The organism is Mycobacterium sp. E3198 (genome assembly GCF_001667015.1).
Classification (GTDB): Bacteria; Actinomycetota; Actinomycetes; order Mycobacteriales; family Mycobacteriaceae; genus Mycobacterium.
The window spans coordinates 1-843 of the sequence record NZ_LZIS01000102.1 but is presented as its reverse complement, the minus strand read 5'-3'; the positions used below and the strand labels follow the sequence as shown (position 1 = coordinate 843).

The following is an 843-nucleotide window of genomic DNA, read 5'->3' as shown; positions in this document are numbered from 1 at the left end:
GTCGACCTGATCGAGCGCGACGCCGGCGTTGGCCGCGGCCTGGGTGATGACGCGTTGCTGGGCGGGCCCGTTGGGGGCGGTCAGCCCGTTGGAAGCGCCGTCCTGGTTGATCGCCGATCCCGCGATGACCGCCAGCACCGGGTGGTGGTGGCGCTGGGCGTCGCTGAGCCGTTCCAGCACCAGCACCGCGGCGCCTTCGCCCCAGCCGGTGCCATCGGCGTTGGCGGAGAACGCTTTACACCGCCCGTCGGCGGCCAACCCACGCTGCCGGGCGAACTCGGTGAACACCGAGGGCGTGGTCATGACGGTGGCGCCACCGGCCAGCGCCAAGGCCGACTCGCCGTTGCGCAGCGACTGACACGCCAAATGCGTGGCCACCAGCGACGACGAGCAGGCCGTGTCGATCGTGATGGCGGGGCCTTGCAATCCCAGCGCGTAGGCCACGCGCCCGGAGGCCACGCTGGTGGACAGGCCGGTCAGGGCGTAGCCCTCCACGCCGTCGGAACCGCCCGCGCCGTAGGTTTGTGACCACGCCCCGACGAACACCCCGGTCTCCGAGCGCGCCAGGCCTGCCGGGTCAATCCGGGCGGATTCCAACGCTTCCCAGCACACCTCCAGCAGCAACCGCTGCTGGGGGTCCATGGTTTGGGCCTCGCGCGCCGAGATCCCGAAGAAGTCCGCGTCGAACTCGGCCGCCTCGGTGAGAAAGCCTCCCACGCGGGTGTAGGTCTTGCCCACCGCGTCGGGATCGGGGTCGAACAGGTCCGCCAGGTTCCAGCCCCGGTCGGCCGGAAACTCCCCCAGCGCGTCGACGCCGCCGGCCACCAGATCCCACAGCGCCGC

The 843-nt window shown here is 71.6% G+C and carries 1 protein-coding gene; it reads right to left on the bottom strand.

Features of this window, described 5'->3' with window-relative positions; genetic code table 11:
* Positions 1 to 843 (bottom strand): polyketide synthase (locus A5673_RS11845; RefSeq protein ID WP_197518356.1); only part of this gene is annotated, 843 nt, incomplete at both ends.